Genomic DNA, 17,421 nt, shown 5'->3' on the forward strand with positions numbered 1-17,421 from the left:
CAACCTCTCTGGAGACTGACATGAAACTCAACCGACGCGCTGTAATGGGCGGTCTGGCTCTTGGCATGGCTTTTGCGGGCCTCGCACAGCCGGTTCTGGCCGCTGAAGTCACGCTCAACGTTCTCTACAACCTGCCGGGCTTTACGAAGTTCCATCAGCCGCTGGCCGATGAATTCATGAAGAAGAACCCGGATGTGAAGATCAACTTCCTCGCGCCGGCCGCCGGTTACAACGAAGGCCAGCAGCAGGTTCTGCGCTCTGCCGTGACCGGCAATCTGCCTGATGTCTATTTCTCGGGCTACAATCTGACGGCGGAACTCGTTCACACGCTCGCGCCGCGCAACCAGATCACCGATCTCGGCCCGTTCATCCAGGCGGAAGGCGGTCAGGCTTTCCTCGACAAGAACTACAGCCCGAAGATGGCTGCACTCGGCCAGATCGACGGCAAGCAATATGGCCTGCCGGTCAACGCTTCCTCGCCGATCATCTACATCAACTCCGAGCTCGTGACCAAGGCTGGCGGTGATCCCGACAAGATGCCGACGACCTTCCCGGAACTCATCGCTCTCGCAAAGAAGATCAAGGCTCTCGATCCGAAATTGGCTGGCATGAGCTACGACATCAATGGCTGGGGCGACGATTGGCTGTGGCAGGCGCTCATCTTCGAACAGGGCGGAAAGCTCGTCGATGAAAAGACGAAGACCGTTGCTTTTGATAATGAAATCGGCCTCAATGCGCTGAAAATGACCCGCCAGTTCGTCACCGAAGGTGGCCAGAACCTGCTCGACTGGGATCAGTCCCGCCAGCAGTTCGGTGCAGGCCTCACCGGCTTCATCTTCTCGACCCCTGCCCATGTGCAGACGATTCAGGGGCTGGTCGGCGACCGCTTCAAGCTGAAGACGGCGACCTTCCCGCTCGACAACAAGGAAAAGGGCGGCGTTCCGACCGGCGGCAACTCGGCTGTTATCCTGACCCAGGAAAAAGCCAAGCAGGACGCCGCCTGGAAGTACCTGAAGTGGATCACCGGTCCGGAAGCGCAGAACACCATCGTTCGCATCACCGGCTACCTGCCGACCAACAAGCTGGCCACCGGCCCGGACTTCCTGGCGCCCTATTATGTCGAGAACCCGAATGTGAAGACTGCCTCCCTGCAGGCCGACCGTTCTCTGCCCTGGGGCGCTTATCCGGGCGGTGAGTCCGTCCGCATCTGGCGCACCCAGCGCGACATCATCGGCACCGTCATGCGCGGTGAGGTGACGCCGGAAGCCGGTCTCAAGCAGATCGTCGAGCAGACCAACGCCCTGATGAAATAAGCGAACTATCGAAAAGGCTGCGGGGAAATCCGTTCCCGCAGCCATTTTTGTGCGGAAAGATTGACATGAAGATCATCCAGATTACCGACACCCATCTCGTACCGCCGGGCATTGCGGTGAATGGTGTGGATCCCGAAAAACAGCTGCGTGCGGCTGTCGCCGATATTGTCGAAAAACACGCCGACGCCGATCTTCTGGTCATAACCGGCGATCTCTGCAATTACGGCGAGCCGGAGGCCTATGAGCTGCTGCGCGACATTCTCGCGCCCGTTTCGGTGCCAGTGCGGCTGATGCTCGGTAATCACGACCGTCGTCCGGAATTCGTGACGGCTTTTCCGGAGCAGCCGCGTGACGACAACGGCTATATCCAGTCCTTCATCGATACTGAATTCGGCCGCCTGCTGTTTCTCGACAGCCATGAGGCCGATGTCATCGGCGGTATGTATGGCGCGGATCGGCTGTCGTGGTTGGAAAACGCTCTTGAAGGTGCGGGCGACCTGCCGGCAACGATCTTCATTCACCACCCGCCGATGGATTGCGGTATCCGGCATTTCGCACATATCGGCATGCATGACAACGGCGCGGTCATGCGCCGCCTCGCCGCCCATCCGGCCGGTATCCGGCATATTATCTTTGGCCATATCCATGTGCCGATGGCGGGCACCACCGCCGAAGGCATAGCCTACAGCTCCGGTCAGGCCTGCGCGCACCGTTTCATCACCGATATCGATGTTGCCGATCCGCTGTGGACGGGCGGCAATCCCTGTTACAGGGTCATAAGCCTCGGTGTATTCGGGCTGCGTGCCTATGATGCGGAAGTCGGGCAGGTCGTGCTTGGTCAGGCCCCGGTCTGCGAAGGCCCCTGAGGTACGGTCATTCTGGCTGCGATGAGGCCCTTCGCCTCATCGCCTGCTGCCGGTGACGAGGCCTGGCGTCAGTCTTTTGCCGATTGCAAGGCTGCGATGGTGCAAGAGCCCCGCAGCCTGTCGCGTCGATGCGCCACTTGTGGTTTGTTGAACGGGATTTGATGCGTTGAAGCCATGGTTCTGTTCACGCCCTTGATCTATGTCAGTTTGATCGACGAAACTGCACGCCATAGTCACCGAAAGGTGGCCAGCCGAATGACGTGCCATCGTGATGACAGATCATGGAGAATTGCATGCTTGAAAAGCGTATCCGCAACGCATCCCTCTTGAACAGGATTGTCAGCGCCGAAGAGGCCGCCAGTCTCATTCAGGATGGCATGACTATCGGCATGAGCGGCTTTACGCGGGCAGGCGAAGCGAAGGCCGTGCCGCTGGCGCTGGCCGAGCGCGCCAAAACGAACCCCATGAAAATCACCCTGATGACCGGGGCATCGCTTGGCAACGATCTCGACAAGACCATGGTCGAGGCGGGCATGCTGGCGCGTCGCATGCCGTTCCAGTCCGATCCGGCTTTGCGCAAGGCGATCAATGACGGCAAGGTGATGTTCATCGATCAGCATCTTTCCGAAACGGTCGAGCAATTGCGCGGCGGCCAGATCCACGGGGTCGATATCGCCATTGTCGAGGCGGTGGCGATCACGGCGGAAGGCGGCATCGTGCCGACCACCTCTGTCGGCAATTCCGCGAGCTTCGCCATTCTGGCCGATAAGGTCATCGTCGAAATCAACCTGTCGCAGCCTGAGGTACTGGAGGGGTTGCACGACATCTTCATTCCCGCCAAACGCCCGACGCGCATGCCTATTCCGGTGGTGGCGACGGACAGCCGTGTCGGTCTGCCCTTCATTCCGGTGCCGCCGGAAAAAATCGCCGCCATCGTGCTGAGCGACAAGTCCGACAGTTTTTCCACGGTGTTGCCGCCCGACGATGAGACGAAGGCCATTGCCGGCCATCTCACCGAATTCCTGCTGAACGAGGTGCGTCACGGCCGCATGACCCATGAGCTCCAGCCGCTGCAGGCCGGCATCGGCACCATCGCCAATGCCGTGATGCACGGATTTATCGATACGCCGTTCCACGATCTCAAAATGTACTCGGAGGTCTTGCAGGATTCGACTTTCGAACTGTTCGATACGGGCAAGCTGTCTTTCGCTTCGGGATCATCGATCACACTGTCTTCCGCAATGAACGCGAAGGTCATGCCCCGCCTCGCCGACTACAAGAGCAGGTTGATCCTCCGCCCGCAGGAGGTCAGCAACCATCCGGAAGTCATCCGCCGCCTTGGCATCATCGGCATCAACACGGCGCTGGAATTCGATATTTATGGAAACGTCAATTCCACCCATGTGGGCGGAACACACATGATGAATGGTATCGGCGGCTCGGGCGATTTCGCCCGCAACGCCTATATGTCCATCTTCGTCACCAAATCCATCGCCAAGGGCGGGGCCATTTCCAGTGTCGTGCCGATGGTCAGCCATGTCGATCATACCGAACATGATGTCGATATCCTCGTCACCGAGACCGGGCTGGCCGATCTGCGTGGTTTGGCCCCGCGCGAGCGTGCGGCGGTCATCATCGCGAACTGCGTGCATTCCGATTATCGCGATGCGTTGATGGATTATTACCAGCGAGCTGCGGCGCGGGGCGGGCACACGCCGCATCTCATCGAAGAGGCCCTGTCCTGGCATAGTGCGCTGCGCGAAAAGGGCACTATGCTGCCGCATTCATAGGGCCGCCGTTTACGGATGCGTTGCTGAGGGTCTCGCCGATTCACCCGTAATTGGGTCTGTTTGGACACACCGGGGCGGAAATTATCCTGTACTGTGCTCAGGTTGCTGGCGCGGCAGTTCCGCCTCCGGTAGAAAATCCTCTCCCCCCGGCTGCTTTCCGGCTGCCCCTGGGTTGTAGGAGAGTGATGTGATGCCCATTCGCTTCGTGGCCATGATCGCCATTGTCGCCGTGCTTGCCAGCTGCGGGGGGCGGCCTATCGGGGTCATGACGCCAACGGGGCAGACTGTGGCGGGTACAACGCCGGTCAATCTTCTCGTCGCCACCACCCGCGCGCCATCGGAAAATACCGCCGTGCTGTTCGGCGGCGAACGTGGAACGGGTCTGAAGGTGGACGCAGTCACCGTGTCCATTCCTCCCGATGCCAATCGCAAGGTCGGGCAGGTGCAATGGCCGAAAAAACTGCCGCCGAACCCGCTGAAGGATTTCACCACGGTGGCGGTGGAGCCAATTCGGTCCGAGGCGGAGACTAGAAGCTGGATCGGCAGACATATCCAGAAGGACCGCCGTGTGCTGGTTTTCGTGCACGGGTTCAACAACCGCTACGAGGAATCGGTCTATCGCTTTGCCCAGATCGTCCATGATTCCGGCACGGATGTCGTCCCGGTCGTTTTCACCTGGCCGTCCCGGGCGAGCATTTTCGACTATAATTACGACAAGGAAAGCACCAACTACTCCCGTGATGCGCTGGAGGAGATGCTGACGCGTCTCGCCAGGGACAAGTCCATTGGTGAGGTCACCGTCATGGCCCACTCCATGGGCACCTGGCTTGCGGTGGAGGCGCTGCGCCAGATGGCCATTCGCAATGGCCGCGTCGATCCGAAGATCAGCAATGTCATCCTGGCTGCGCCGGATCTCGATGTGGACGTGTTCGGCCGGCAGTTTGCAAGCCTCGGCAAGACGCCGCCAAAATTCACCCTCTTCGTTTCGCAGGACGACCGGGCGCTCAGCCTGTCACGCCGCATTTCCGGCAATGTCGATCGTCTCGGCCAGATCGACCCGTCCGTCGAACCCTATCGCAGCGAGCTGGAAAAGGCCGGCATCACTGTGCTCGATCTCACCAAGCTGCAATCCGGCGACCGCCTGAACCATGGCAAATTTGCCGAAAGCCCGGAAGTCGTCCGGCTTATCGGCGACCGCCTCATCGCCGGGCAGACAGTGACGGATTCCGATGTCGGTCTGGGTGAGGCTCTGGGTGCGGTCAGCATAGGCGCCGCCCAAACCGTCGGAACGGCTGCCAGCGTCGTCGTCAGCGCACCGATTGCGGTGTTTGACCCGCGCACGCGGGAAAATTACGGCCGGCAGATGGAACGGCTCGGCCGCTCCATGGAAAACACCGTCGGATCGGTGGGCGATACGGCTGGTGCGGTTGTTGATGACGAGGCTCTTCAGCCCTCGAAACTGAACTGCAGCGCCGCCGCCAACCGCAACCGCACGGAATGCCGTAATCGCTGACAGATTTGTATACAGCTTGTATTTTTATCTATATGGTTCCGGCGAGCAACCCAATTTCCGGAGTAAGATCCCATGCGTTGGAAACGCACCCTCCAGCTTCTCGATGTTCATTGCGAAGGCGAAATCGGCCGTGTCGTCACCGGCGGCGCGCCGAAAATTCCGGGCAATACGGTGGCCGAGCAGCTTCACTGGATGAATACGGACCGCCAGGGCGAGGCGCTGCGCCGCTTCCTGACGCTGGAGCCGCGTGGCACGCCGATGGGCTCGGTCAATCTTCTCCTGCCGCCGAAGCACCCGGATGCACATGCTGCTTTCGTCATTCTCCAGCCCGATCAGGCGCATGCCAGCTCGGGCTCGAATTCCATCTGCGCCACGACCGCACTTCTGGAAAGCGGCATGGTGGAAATGCAGGAGCCGGAAACAGTTGTCATCCTCGAAACGGCCGCCGGTCTGGTCAGGGCCACGGCCACTTGCCGCGACGGGCGCTGCGAAAAGGTCAAGCTGACCATGGTGCCGTCCTTCGTGCATGAGCTGGATGTCAGCATCGACACGCCCGAATGGGGCAGGGTGACCATGGATATCTCCTACGGCGGCATCTTTTATGCGCTGGTCGATGTCCGCCAGATCGGCCTGACGATCGAAAAGGCCAATGCGGCCAAACTGGTCTCGGCGGGCATGATCCTGAAGTATCTGGTCAACCGTGAAATGACCGTCGTTCATCCGGAAATTCCGGCCATTTCCGGTGTCGCCTATGTCATGTTCCGCGATGTGGATGCGGATGGTTCCATCCGCACCTGCACCACCATGTGGCCGGGCCGGGCGGATCGCTCGCCCTGCGGCACCGGCAATTCGGCCAATCTCGCCACGCTTTATGCGCGCGGCAAGGTAAAGGTCGGAGACGAATATAAATCCCGCTCGATCATCGGTTCGGAATTCGATGTCGGCCTTTCCGCCGTTACCGAAGTGGCAGGCCGCCCGGCCGTCATCCCCACCATTGCCGGGCGCGGCTTCACCTTCGGTCTGCATCAGGTGGGTCTCGATCCCTTCGATCCGCTGGCCGATGGTTTCGCCATGACCGATGTCTGGGGGCCGGAAGCGGGCAACATCTGAAGCGTGCTTCAAAAAAAAGACATTTACAGCCGCCCGATGAACTTTGGCGGCTGTTTTCCCGCGGCAAAAGATGCTAAGCGGGCGCCAATTCCGTCATGCTCCGAGGTATCCCGATGAAGTCGCTCACCCTGCGCCGCCCTGATGACTGGCACCTGCACCTGCGTGATGGGGCAATGCTGGAAGGGGTGATCGGGGATACGAGCCGCCATTTCGCCCGCGCCATCATCATGCCGAACCTGGTGCCGCCGGTCGTCACCACGGCCGATGCCCGCGCCTATCGCGAACGCATCGTCAAGGCAATACCCGCGGGCGATCGCTTCGAGCCGCTGATGACCCTCTATCTGACCGAGGACACGCAGGCCGACGATGTGGAAGAGGGCAAAAAAAGCGGTCTCATCACCGCCGTAAAGCTCTACCCGGCCGGTGCGACCACCAATTCCCATGGCGGTGTGCGCGATTTCAACAAGGCCATGCCGGTTCTGGAGCGCATGGCGAAGATCGGCCTGCCGCTCTGCGTGCATGGTGAGGTGACGACGCCGGAAGTCGATATTTTCGACCGTGAGAAGGTGTTCATCGATACGGTTCTGGACCCTCTGCGCCAGCGCCTGCCGGAACTCAAGGTGACGATGGAGCACATCACCACCCGCGACGGCGTGGACTATATCAAGTCGTCCAAAGCCAACCTCGGCGGCTCCATCACCACCCACCATCTCATCATCAACCGCAACGCCATTCTCGTTGGCGGTATCAAGCCGCATTATTATTGCCTGCCAGTCGCCAAGCGCGAGGAACACCGGCTGGCGCTGCGGGCGGCCGCGACTTCGGGCGATGCACGCTTCTTCCTCGGCACGGATTCCGCCCCGCATGTCGACCCTGCCAAGGAATGCGCCTGCGGCTGCGCTGGCATCTATACCTCGATCAACACCATGAGCTGCCTTGCCCATGTCTTCGAGGATGAAAACGCGCTCGACAGGCTGGAAGCCTTCGCATCGCTCCACGGCCCGGCCTGGTACGGTCTTGCGCCGAACGAGGAGACCATCACGCTGGTCAAGCGCGAGGAAGCGGTGGCCTTTCCTGAAAAAATCGAGACGGGCGCCGGGCCGGTCACCGTATTCGATCCGATGTTCCCGCTCCATTGGGATGTAAGTTGATTTTTTAGTAACCGCCGGCACTGCCGGCGGTTTTGTTATGGTCCCCAGGCATTCGCCTTCGATGCTGCCTGTGGATGCCTGCAATGCTGAACCGAGACGTTGTGCTTTCCGAAAACCGATCCGGGTTTTCGGAGCGATAAACCAGGGCCGAAAAGGAGAACGCCTATGAACCATTTCACATTCACTGACCGCGCCGTCGTTGCGGAACTGGTTGCGAAGATGTTGTGGGAAATCAGGGCGGTCCACTTCAATTCCGAAAGCCCCTATACCTTCGCTTCGGGCATGAAGAGCCCGGTTTACATCGATATGCGCAAGCTCATCTCCTTCCCGCGCATCCGCTCGGCGGCGATGGATTTTGCGGCGGCGGCTGTCATGCGCGAGGCCGGTTTCGAGAAGTTCGACTGTGTGGCGGGCGGTGAGACGGCGGGCATTCCCTTCGCCGCTTTCCTTGCTGAACGTCTCGGCCTGCCGATGATCTATTGCCGCAAGAAGCCGAAAGGCCATGGCCGCAACGCCCAGATCGAAGGCCATATGCCGGAAGGCGCACGCGTTCTCGTCATCGAGGATCTGACGACGGCCGGCGGTTCGATGTTCACCTTCATCGACGCCATCCGTGCGGCGGGCGGCATCGTGGATCACGGTATCGCGCTGTTCTATTACGGCATCTTCGAAGAGGCTGAAGCGCGCTTCGCCAATGGCAATGTCAAGCTGCATTACCTGACCACCTGGCGCGATGTTCTGGCCGTTGCCCGGGCTGAAAAACTGTTCGACGAAAAGACCCTCTCCGAGGTCGAAGCCTTCCTCGATAATCCGCTGCCATGGTCGGCAAAACGCGGCGGTGTCAGCGAATTGCCGCAATCTTAATTTCGGATGCGGCCAGCCCGGTTTTGCGGCTGGCCTTCCGATCGATCTTCGTCTAAATCGATTTAAGTCCATTTGATTTGCTGTTTTGAGGAGGACCGTAATGATCCTGTGTTGTGGTGAAGCCCTGATCGACATGCTGCCCCGGCAGACGACGCTGGGTGAGGCGGGTTTTGCCCCCTATGCAGGCGGAGCGGTCTTCAACACGGCGATTGCGCTGGGACGTCTCGGCGTGCCGGCCGCCTTCTTCACCGGTCTTTCCGATGACATGATGGGCGATATCCTGCGGGAAACCCTGCGCGCGAGCAATGTCGACTTCAGCTATTGCGCGACGCTGTCGCGGCCGACCACCATCGCTTTCGTGAAGCTGGTGGATGGCCATGCGACCTATGCCTTCTATGACGAGAATACCGCCGGCCGAATGATCACCGAGGCGGAACTTCCGGCACTGGGCGCGGATTGCGAGGCGCTGCATTTCGGCGCGATCAGCCTTATTCCTGAACCGTGCGGCAGCACCTATGAGGCGCTGATGACGCGCGAGCATGAAAGCCGTGTCATCTCGCTCGATCCGAATATTCGTCCTGGTTTCATCAAGGACAAGCAGTCCCACATGGCCCGCATCCGCCGCATGGCGGCCATGTCTGATATCGTCAAATTCTCGGATGAGGACCTTGCCTGGTTCGGTCTGGAAGGCGATGAGGATACGCTTGCCCGCCACTGGCTGCATCATGGCGCGAAACTGGTCGTCGTCACCCGCGGCGCCAAGGGTGCCGTGGGTTACACCGCCAATCTCAAGGTGGAAGTGGCCTCCGAGCGGGTCGAAGTGGTCGATACGGTTGGCGCAGGCGATACTTTCGATGCCGGCATCCTCGCTTCGCTGAAGATGCAGGGACTTCTGACCAAGGCGCAGGTTGCGGCGCTGACGGAAGAACAGATCAGGAAAGCATTGGCGCTGGGTGCAAAAGCGGCAGCCGTCACGGTCTCACGCGCCGGGGCAAATCCACCCTTCGCGCATGAAATCGGTTTGTGATGGGTGCGGTTGAACCATCGTGAAAAGGTGGTTCAACACTCTCTCCGGCGTAAAAGCCGTAAAAAACCGTTATTTGGATATTATCAAGCTTGTGTCCGCTGTTTTTTCGCGAAACAAGCATCGCATGAGTGTTCCGAAAACCCATCCTTTCGATTTCGATCCCAGCTATGGCATGCAGCGCGAACAGCTTCTGGCCATCGCCCCGCCCGAAGCGCCGCCGGGCTTCGATGATTTCTGGAAAAAGCGTTATCGCCGCGCCTTCGCCACCGATCCGAGACCGGTGCTGCGCAAGAGCAGGCTCATCCACCCGCGCTGGCATGTCCTCGATATCTGCTACACCTCCACGGGCGGCTTTCGCATCGGCGGCTGGATGCTTCTGCCGCGTGAGGGACAGGTGCGCCGCGGGCTCGTTGTCGGTCATGGTTATGGCGGGCGCGGGGAGCCGGATTTCGATGTGCCGGTGGAAGAAACGGCCGTGCTGTTTCCATGTTTTCGCGGCCTGTCACTCAGCGCCTGTCCGCCGATTTCATCCGATCCGGCGCTTCATGTTCTCTATAATATCGATAGCAAGGACGATTACATCATAGGCGGCTGCGTCGACGATCTGTGGGTCGCCGTTTCCACCCTTGTCGCCCTTTATCCCTGGCTGGAAGGGCAGGTGGGTTATAGCGGCATCAGTTTCGGCGGCGGCATCGGCGCTCTGGCCATCCCTTTCGACAAGCGCATCGACCGCGGTCATCTGGTGGTCCCGACATTCGGACACCGGCCGTTCTGGCTGACGCTACCGACGATTGGCAGTGCGGATGCGGTTCAGACTTACCAGAAGACCCATGCCAATGTGCTTGAGACGCTGCGTCTGTTCGACGCCGCCTGTGCCGCAGCCCGTATAAAAGTGCCGATGCTGGTTGCGCCCGCGCTTTTTGACCCGGCGGTAGCACCGCCCTGCCAGTTCGCGGTGGCCAATGCGCTGCCGCAATCAAAATTTAATGAAATCTTCATCCTCGACGCCGGGCATTTCGAATACGCTGACAGCGCATCGCAAGATGCGGTCCATAAGGACAAGGTCAGACGGTTTTTCAAGGTGCCATGAAACGCGAATATCTCCGCTGGTATAGTCAAAGGCTCCATCGCGACATGGAGCTGTTAATATTCGGTCATTCTGGCGCCAAGGTGCTGATGTTCCCCACCCGCGACGGGCGCTTCTTCGAATATGAGGAGCTGGGCATCGTCGGCAGTCTGGCCGAGAAGCTCGAGGCGGGGCACCTTCAGCTCTATTGCATAGAGGGGCTGGCCAGAGAGACCTTTTATGCCGCCTGGCACCATCCCGCCGACCGCATTCGTCGCCATGCCGCTTTCGAAGAGTATATTCTGAACGAAGTGCTGCCGCTGATGGCTGAGAAGAACCCGAATAGTGACACGATTGTGCAGGGTTGCAGCCTCGGTGCCTTTCAGGCCGCCAGCCTCGTTTTCCGCCATCCGCATCTTTTTACCAAGCTCGTCGCCTTTTCCGGCCGTTATGATCTGACGATGAAGGTTGAATCATTCGGGGATCTGTTCGACGGCTATTATGACGACGAAGTTTATTTCCATATGCCCAGCCACTTTCTGCCGGGCCTTGCCTGCCCATGGCGGCTCGACAGCCTGCGCCGCATCGACATGGTTTTTACCATTGGTGATGCCGATCCGTTTCTGGACAACAATCATCAACTGAGCCGGGTCCTGTCGGACAAGCAGGTGGGGCATCAGATGCATGTCTGGGATGGCCGCGCCCACCGGGCGGGCGCGTGGCGCAAGATGGCGGCGCTGTATATTTGAGGCCGGGGCCGCGTCTCAGGCGAGGAGAAATTCCATCAGTGCATTCTGGGCATGCAGAAGAAACGCCTTCGCTGCCCGGCTTTGGCAGGCCGGGTGCGCCATGGCTTCGGCCGTCACTTCCCGACCGCGTGCGACCGGCGGGCAGGGTAAAAAGATCGCATCGGGTCGCATCCTGCCGAGAAGCGATGCGGATATGCGGTAATCCATCAGATGATGATCCGGGCCGGCGGGCCAGGAATCGGTAATGACCACATCCGCATCCAGCACTTCCGCCATGTCGGCGCTTGCCCGGAAGTTCGGATTGACAAGCGCGGCGTCGGTGACGTGCCATTGCTCGGGGTAAACCTGCGTGACCTGAATGGGCAGGGAAACCGAGGCTTCGACCCATGAGCGCAAAATATTGGCATCCGGCGCCACACCGACGATTTTGAGGCCGTCTATCCGGCCTCTTACGCTTTTGACATAGGCCAAATCGCCAAGCGTTTCGCATGGATGATTGGACTTGGTCCGCGCATTGACGACGGGCGCGCACATCGCGGCTGCAAGCGCCCGCAGGGTCGCGAGTTCTTTCGTGCGGACGATCAGCAGATCGAACCAGTTGTCGAGATAGCCCGCCAGATCGGCAATGTCTTCGCGGCCATTAAAGCTGATCGGTACGGTAACGCAAATGCCGCCCATCGCCTGAATACCGAGATCGAAGGCCGCGGTGTTACGCCAGCCTGTGTCGTCGACGATCAGCCCAACGCGTTTTCCCTTGAGGAGCTGCGGCATCGTAGCCTTTGACCAGTCCTCGGCCAGAGCGCCCGCGCGATCGATGATCGAGAAAACCGCATCCGCAGGCAGATCGTGAAACTCAAGAAAATCCTTGCTTGGCCGGAGCGGCATATGCGCCTCCAAAACGACATTCGATCAACGCTTTATTGAAAAAAGCCGGAAGTTCCCTTCCGGCTTTCGTAAATTGCGGCGTGTGAGGTTTACCCCGCCAGTCCCGCCAGCGCCTTCACCAGCCCCTGCGTCGAGCTGTCATGGCCGGCCGCACTTTCCTTGCCTTCCACGACGGGAAGCAGGCCGGTCGCCAGTTCCTTGCCAAGCTCCACGCCCCATTGGTCGAAGGAGTTGATGCGGAACAGCACGCCTTCGACGAAAACGCGGTGCTCGTAGAGCGCGATCAGGCGACCGAGCGCGAACGGCGTCAGCTTGTCGTAGACGAAGGTGATGGAGGGGCGGTTGCCGGTGAAGACGCGATGCGGCGCGATGAAATCGGCGAGTTTGTCTTCCATGCCCTTGGAGGTGAGCTGGGCTTTCGCTTCGGCGAGCGTGCGGCCCTTCATCAGCGCTTCGGACTGCGCCAGGCAATTGGCGATGAGAAGCTGGTGCTGGTGGCGCAGTTCCGGCTCGAAGCCGTTGGCGGCGATCATGAATTCCGCCGGAATGACGCTCGTGCCCTGGTGGATGAGCTGGTAGAAGGCGTGCTGGCCGTTGGTGCCGGGCTCGCCCCAGACAACCGGGCCGGACTGGCCTTCGACCGGCGTGCCGTCGATGGTCACACCCTTGCCGTTCGATTCCATGTCAAGCTGCTGCAGATAGGCCGGGAAACGCGAGAGCCGCTGGTCATAGGGCAGGATCGCCCGGGTCGGATAATTCAGCACGTTGCGATTATAAAAGCCGATGAGTCCGAGCAGCATCGGCAGGTTTTCGCGGATCGGCGCCTCGCGGAAATGCCTGTCCATGGCATGCGCGCCATCCAGGAACTTGCCGAAATTATCCGGACCGATGGCGATCATCAGCGGCAGGCCGATGGCCGACCAGATCGAATAACGCCCGCCAACCCAGTCCCAGAAACCGAAGATGCGGTCGCTTTCGATACCGAAGGCGGCCACTTTTTCCAGCGCGGTGGAAACGGCGGCGAAGTGATGCTTGACGGCTGCCTCACCCAGCTTTTCGGCGATGAAACGGCGAGCCGTCGCGGCATTCGTCATCGTCTCGATGGTGGTGAAGGTCTTCGAGGCAACGATGAAGAGCGAGGTCTCGGGGTCGATGAGCTTCAGCGTATCGGCAATATGGGCGCCGTCGATATTGGACACGAAATGCGTGCGCGGACCGTCATGGAAAGGCGCAAGCGCCAGCGTCGCCATGACAGGGCCGAGATCGGAGCCGCCAATGCCGATATTGATGACGTCGGTAATCTTCTTGCCGGTCGCACCCTTAAGCGCACCGGACCGGATGGCATCGGCAAACTTGCCCATAGCGGTAAGAACGGCGTTTACGTCAGGCATCACGTCCTTGCCGTCGACGAGGACCGGCGTGTTGGAACGGTTGCGCAGCGCGGTGTGCAGCACGGCGCGGTCTTCGGTGAAGTTGATCGCCTTGCCGGAGAACATCTCCTCGCGCTTGGCTTCGACACCGCCTTCGCGCGCGAGCTGTTCGAGAAGCGCGACAATCTCTTCGTTGACGGCGCATTTGGAGTAATCCATCAGCAGGTCATCGAATTGCGCGCTGAAACGGCTGAATCTCTTGTCGTCGGCCGCAAAGGCGGCGCGAAGATCGGTTGCGGCTGTGCTGCTTGCCGTTGCTTTCAGTTTTTCGATGGTGGCCTGCATCTCGTGCTCCTCGGCTTCCTGGAAGGATGAGGAAACTATTCTTTTTCAGGCGGCCAAATCAAGGCGACTTTGATAAAAGAAAAGAGCCACGACAAAAGAAAAGAGCCGGTCGCCCGGCTCTCCCCATTGTCCGGCGCAATCAGTTCAGATTGCGCAATTCGCGCCGCAAAATCTTGCCGACATTCGACTTCGGCAGCTCGGTGCGGAACTCGATGATCTTCGGCCGTTTGTAGTTGGTCAGGCTCTTGGCGCAGAAGGCCTTGAGCTCCGCTTCCGTCAGCGATTGGTCCTTTTTGACGACGAAAAGCTTGACGGTCTCGCCGGAATGTTCGTCCGGTACGCCGATTGCCGCGCATTCGAGGACACCCGGATGGCTGGCGGCCACTTCTTCCACTTCGTTCGGATAGACGTTGAAACCGGAAACGAGGATCATGTCCTTCTTGCGGTCGACGATCTTGGTGTAACCGCGCTCATCCATGAAACCCATGTCGCCGGAACGGAAGAAGCCGTCGGCGGTCATGGCTTTTGCGGTTTCGTCCGGCCGTTGCCAATAACCGGCCATGACCTGCGGACCGCGGATACAGATCTCGCCGACTTCGCCTGTCGGCAGGCTGTTGCCGTCCTCATCGCGAATATCGATTTCAGTGGAGGAGACCGGCAGGCCGATGGTGCCGCTGAACTCGGTTGAATCGAGACGATTGACGGTGGCAACGGGTGATGTTTCGGAGAGGCCGTAACCCTCGGCAATCGGGCAGCCGACGATGGAAAGCCAGCGTTCCGCAACGGGCCGCTGCACCGCCATGCCGCCGCCGAGGACGAGAATGAGCGACGACAGATCGAGCTTGCGGAAATCCTCATTGTTCATCAGCGCGTTGAAAAGCGTGTTGATGCCAGGGAAAACATGCGGTTGATAATGCGCCAGCTCCTTCACGAAGCCGGGAATATCGCGCGGATTGGCGATCAGCAGATTGTGGCCGCCGAGCGCAATGCCCATCAGCGAATTCACCGTCAGCGCGAAGATGTGGCAGAGCGGCAGGGCGCAGATGAAGTTGAGAACCTCCGGACGGTCCTTTCGCCCATTGAAGGCGGCGTCCAGCCAGAGGCTGATCTGGGCTTTGTTGGCGAGAAGATTGGCATGGGTGAGAACCGCGCCCTTGGATACGCCCGTGGTGCCGCCGGTATATTGCAGGAAGGCGATATCCTGCGCCGTGAGGCTCGCCGGTTTCAGGGAAAATCCCTGGCCTTCCTTCAGCATGGCCTTGAAGCTGATCGAGCCGGGAATGGCATAGGCAGGCACCAGTTTCTTGACCTTGCGGACCACCAGATTGACGATATGTCCCTTCAGGCCGAGGAGATCGCCCATCGCGGCGACGATCACATGCCGCACCGCGGTTTTGGGAACCGCCTGCTGGGCCACATGGGCGAAGTTCTCCAGTACGAAGATCGCCTTTGCGCCGGAATCCTTGAGCTGATGTTCCAGTTCGCGCGGTGTGTAGAGCGGATTGACGTTGACCACGACCATGCCCGCCCGCAGGATCCCGTAAACGGCGACGGGGTTTTGCAGGATGTTCGGCATCATCACGGCAACCCGGTCGCCCTTTTCCAGCCCCCGGGATTGCAGCCAGGCCGCCACGGCGCGGGTTTCAGCGTCCAGTTCCCGATAGGTCAGGGACTTTCCCATACTGGAAAAGGCCTTGCGGTCGGCAAATTGCGCACAGCTCTTTTCGAGAAGTTCGACAAGGGAGGCATGGGCGGATGCGGGAATTTCGGAAGGTACGCCCGGCGGATAGGATGCCAGCCAGCGCTTTTCCGCGCTGGCATTTTCCGGGTGTCCCAGGGACAGTTCACTCATGCTTCTCCTCCCAGAGTCTGTGTCGCGCCGCGCATTCCTTGGAGTGCGTGAAGGGCGCTTTCGGCTGCCTGTTGGTCACGAGGCTCCCGCAATCGACCGGCCCGATCGGCCGGGTTGAGGGAACCACATGTGGCGTCACCGGATCGACCGCTCCTCTTGCTCCCCGGTGACGAATGATAGACGCGTAATCCCTTGACGTCCATCTCGTCAGCAAAACCTATTTAACTCTAACGTAAACGTCAATATTGCTGCCGCACATCTCGCCGACTCGTGAAGGGAAATGCATTTTTCCCGGCTTTTTTGACTTTAATCCTGATTTGAGCGATCAACATAATTCGCAAAGCAGGGCAGGATTGGAAATGGCAGGCAGGGCAGCGCTGGAACTGAAATCGGTCGGGAAAAGATTCGCCGATACGGATGTACTGTCCGATATCGATCTTTCCGTCGAACGCGGCGAAATCATTTGTCTGGTGGGACGCTCCGGCTGTGGAAAGTCGACCCTGCTGCGCATCGTGGCGGGCGTGGAGACGCCGGACCACGGCAGCGTTTCGCTGAATGGCGCTGTCGTTGCCGGTTCCAATGTTTTCGTCGAGCCGGAAAAGCGCAATATCGGTTTTGTCTTTCAGGATTACGCGCTGTTTCCGCATCTGACCGTCGAGCAGAATGTCATGTTCGGTCTCCGGTCTCTGCCGAAGGCGGAGGCCCGCAGCCGCGCTGCCGAAATGATCGAACATGTGCACCTGCAGGAACTGGCGAAACGTTATCCGCATACGCTTTCGGGCGGCGAGCAGCAGCGCGTGGCGCTTGCCCGCGCGCTTGCCCCGCAGCCCGGCCTGTTGTTGATGGACGAGCCCTTTTCCAATCTGGACAGGGGGTTGCGCGACAATGTGCGCGAGGAGACGCTCGGCCTGTTGCGGCAACTGGGCACCACGGCGATCATGGTCACCCATGATCCGGAAGAGGCGCTTTCCGCAGGCGACCGTGTGGTTCTGATGCAGAGCGGGCGCATCGTGCAGAGCGGCACGGGTTATGAAATCCACGACAATCCCAAAACCCGCTATGCCGCCGATTTTTTCTGCGCCTTCAACAAGATCGAAGGCCGGGTAAGGCAGGGTCGCGTCGAAACGCCGCTCGGGCCTCTCGGCGATGCGTCCGATCTGCCTGATGGTCTCGCCGCCATTGCCTATGTTCGCCCCAATGCGATTTCGATCATCGAGGACAACGCCGCGAAAGAGGGGATTGCCGGCGAAATATCGAGCCGTGTCTTCCTCGGAGAGATCGAGCAGCTTGGCATAGCCGTGCCCGGACTGCCGGCCGATCTGCGCGTCAGGACGATGCAGCGCACACCCGCCCGCACCAAGACGGTGCGCTTCGGTATCGATCCCAAGGGCGTGCTTATATTTACCTGAAGTTGAATGAGCGGATTTGCTTATTTATTCCCGCGCCATTTTCAACTCTTGGTGATTAAAATCGCCCGAATTATAGAGAAATAAAACTTGATTTGAGCCGTCATGTATGAT

Annotated in this window: 14 protein-coding genes; 11 read left to right on the forward strand and 3 right to left on the reverse strand. The window is 59.7% G+C overall.

The window, feature by feature from the left end; all coding sequences use genetic code 11:
- Nucleotides 1-20 precede the first annotated feature (20 nt).
- The 10 genes from N5D22_RS06285 to N5D22_RS06330 all read left to right on the forward strand — a co-directional run bounded on the left by N5D22_RS06285 (nt 21) and on the right by N5D22_RS06330 (nt 11,449).
- Nucleotides 21-1,313 carry an ABC transporter substrate-binding protein gene (locus N5D22_RS06285; protein ID WP_279654831.1) on the forward strand — a complete coding sequence of 431 codons (1,293 nt, stop codon included), beginning with the start codon at nt 21-23 and terminating at the stop codon, nt 1,311-1,313.
- Between the two features lie 65 nt (nt 1,314-1,378).
- Nucleotides 1,379-2,179 (forward strand): phosphodiesterase, encoded by an 801-nt coding sequence (locus tag N5D22_RS06290; RefSeq protein ID WP_279654832.1) that lies wholly within the window; start codon nt 1,379-1,381, stop codon nt 2,177-2,179.
- A 293-nt stretch (nt 2,180-2,472) separates the two neighbouring features.
- Complete coding sequence (locus N5D22_RS06295) at nt 2,473-3,969, forward strand: acetyl-CoA hydrolase/transferase family protein (protein WP_279654833.1); 1,497 nt, start codon at nt 2,473-2,475, stop codon at nt 3,967-3,969.
- A 190-nt stretch (nt 3,970-4,159) separates the two neighbouring features.
- On the forward strand, nt 4,160-5,482 hold the full coding sequence (locus N5D22_RS06300; protein ID WP_279654834.1) for an alpha/beta hydrolase: 1,323 nt from the start codon (nt 4,160-4,162) through the stop codon (nt 5,480-5,482).
- Nucleotides 5,483-5,554: 72 nt separating this feature from the next.
- Nucleotides 5,555-6,592, forward strand: coding sequence for a 4-hydroxyproline epimerase (locus N5D22_RS06305; RefSeq protein WP_279654835.1), 1,038 nt, complete (start codon nt 5,555-5,557; stop codon nt 6,590-6,592).
- Between the two features lie 113 nt (nt 6,593-6,705).
- Nucleotides 6,706-7,743: a dihydroorotase gene (gene pyrC, locus N5D22_RS06310; RefSeq protein ID WP_279654836.1), complete on the forward strand. Its 1,038-nt coding sequence runs from the start codon at nt 6,706-6,708 to the stop codon at nt 7,741-7,743.
- Between the two features lie 165 nt (nt 7,744-7,908).
- Nucleotides 7,909-8,607: an orotate phosphoribosyltransferase gene (locus N5D22_RS06315; RefSeq protein ID WP_279654837.1), complete on the forward strand. Its 699-nt coding sequence runs from the start codon at nt 7,909-7,911 to the stop codon at nt 8,605-8,607.
- A 100-nt stretch (nt 8,608-8,707) separates the two neighbouring features.
- Nucleotides 8,708-9,634 (forward strand): carbohydrate kinase, encoded by a 927-nt coding sequence (locus N5D22_RS06320; RefSeq protein ID WP_279654838.1) that lies wholly within the window; start codon nt 8,708-8,710, stop codon nt 9,632-9,634.
- Between the two features lie 124 nt (nt 9,635-9,758).
- Nucleotides 9,759-10,724, forward strand: a complete 966-nt coding sequence (locus tag N5D22_RS06325) for an acetylxylan esterase (protein WP_279654839.1) — start codon at nt 9,759-9,761, stop codon at nt 10,722-10,724.
- Nucleotides 10,721-11,449 carry an alpha/beta hydrolase-fold protein gene (locus N5D22_RS06330; protein ID WP_279654840.1) on the forward strand — a complete coding sequence of 243 codons (729 nt, stop codon included), beginning with the start codon at nt 10,721-10,723 and terminating at the stop codon, nt 11,447-11,449. Before N5D22_RS06325 ends, N5D22_RS06330 begins: the two co-directional genes overlap by 4 nt.
- A 15-nt stretch (nt 11,450-11,464) precedes the next feature.
- Here the strand turns inward: N5D22_RS06330 and N5D22_RS06335 are convergent, their stop codons facing one another.
- The 3 genes from N5D22_RS06335 to N5D22_RS06345 form a co-directional block, all read right to left on the reverse strand.
- On the reverse strand, nt 11,465-12,334 hold the full coding sequence (locus N5D22_RS06335) for an ornithine carbamoyltransferase (protein ID WP_279654841.1): 870 nt from the start codon (nt 12,332-12,334) through the stop codon (nt 11,465-11,467).
- Nucleotides 12,335-12,423: 89 nt separating this feature from the next.
- On the reverse strand, nt 12,424-14,049 hold the full coding sequence (gene pgi, locus N5D22_RS06340; RefSeq protein WP_279654842.1) for a glucose-6-phosphate isomerase: 1,626 nt from the start codon (nt 14,047-14,049) through the stop codon (nt 12,424-12,426).
- A gap of 139 nt (nt 14,050-14,188) precedes the next feature.
- Complete coding sequence (locus N5D22_RS06345; RefSeq protein WP_279654843.1) at nt 14,189-15,901, reverse strand: long-chain fatty acid--CoA ligase; 1,713 nt, start codon at nt 15,899-15,901, stop codon at nt 14,189-14,191.
- 359 nt (nt 15,902-16,260) lie between these two features.
- Between N5D22_RS06345 and N5D22_RS06350 the strand changes: the two genes are divergently transcribed.
- Nucleotides 16,261-17,310 carry an ABC transporter ATP-binding protein gene (locus tag N5D22_RS06350; RefSeq protein ID WP_279654844.1) on the forward strand — a complete coding sequence of 350 codons (1,050 nt, stop codon included), beginning with the start codon at nt 16,261-16,263 and terminating at the stop codon, nt 17,308-17,310.
- The last annotated feature ends 111 nt before the right edge of the window (nt 17,311-17,421 follow it).

Source organism: Agrobacterium sp. GD03872 (assembly GCF_029840625.1).
GTDB lineage: Bacteria > Pseudomonadota > Alphaproteobacteria > Rhizobiales > Rhizobiaceae > Agrobacterium > Agrobacterium fabrum_A.